This is a genomic window from Sphingosinicella xenopeptidilytica (assembly GCF_042676985.1).
GTDB classification, from domain to species: Bacteria; Pseudomonadota; Alphaproteobacteria; order Sphingomonadales; family Sphingomonadaceae; genus Sphingosinicella; species Sphingosinicella xenopeptidilytica.
Genome location: NZ_JBHTIK010000019.1, coordinates 1 through 712, shown reverse-complemented (window position 1 = coordinate 712; position 712 = coordinate 1). Strand labels below are relative to the sequence as shown.

Sequence of the window (712 nt, the reverse complement as noted above, 5' to 3'; positions counted from 1 at the left end):
TGGGCGAGCGGATTGGTGTGTCGGACGAGGAATGGGCATTGATTGGCCCGCTCTTGCCATCGGAGCGGGGCCGAGGTTGTCGCCCCGCGCAGGACAACCGGCTGTATTTTGAAGGCATGATGTGGATGGCCCGGACAGGCGCGCAATGGCGTCACCTTCCCGATGAATATGGCAAGTGGAACAGCGTGTTCCGGCGCTACCGCCGATGGGTGGAGACCGGGGTGTTCGACGCGATGCTCGAAACCTTGGCGGAAATGGCAGGCCGCGATGGCACTGCCGACATGATCGACAGCACGGTGGTCCGGGCACATCATTGTGCCGTCGGCATAAAAAGGGGACTCAGGAAACCGAGGCGCTTGGCCGATCGCGCGGCGGCTTCACCACCAAGCTCCATGCCCGATGCGATGCCAGGGGGCGTCCGCTCGGCTTCGTCCTGACACCGGGGCAAACCCACGATGTCCAGGGCTTTGCACCGCTGTTCCGCATGATCAGCGACAGGATAGAGGCGTTCCTCGCGGATCGCGGTTACGATGCCGATGCCATCCGCGAAGAGATCGCCAAGGCCGGTGTCGAGGCGGTCATCCCCGCCAAAAGCAATCGCCGCAATCCGGCCCCGCATGACAGGGCCAAATACAAATGGCGAAACCTCATCGAGCGGCTCTTCAACAAACTCAAGAACTGGCGACGTGTGGCCACCCGCTACGACAAAACC

General features: G+C 62.4%; 1 pseudogene. It reads left to right on the top strand.

The window, feature by feature from the left end:
- Window positions 1-17: 17 nt before the first annotated feature.
- Window positions 18-712, top strand: a pseudogene (locus tag ACFQ00_RS20020) (IS5 family transposase); the annotation flags it as partial.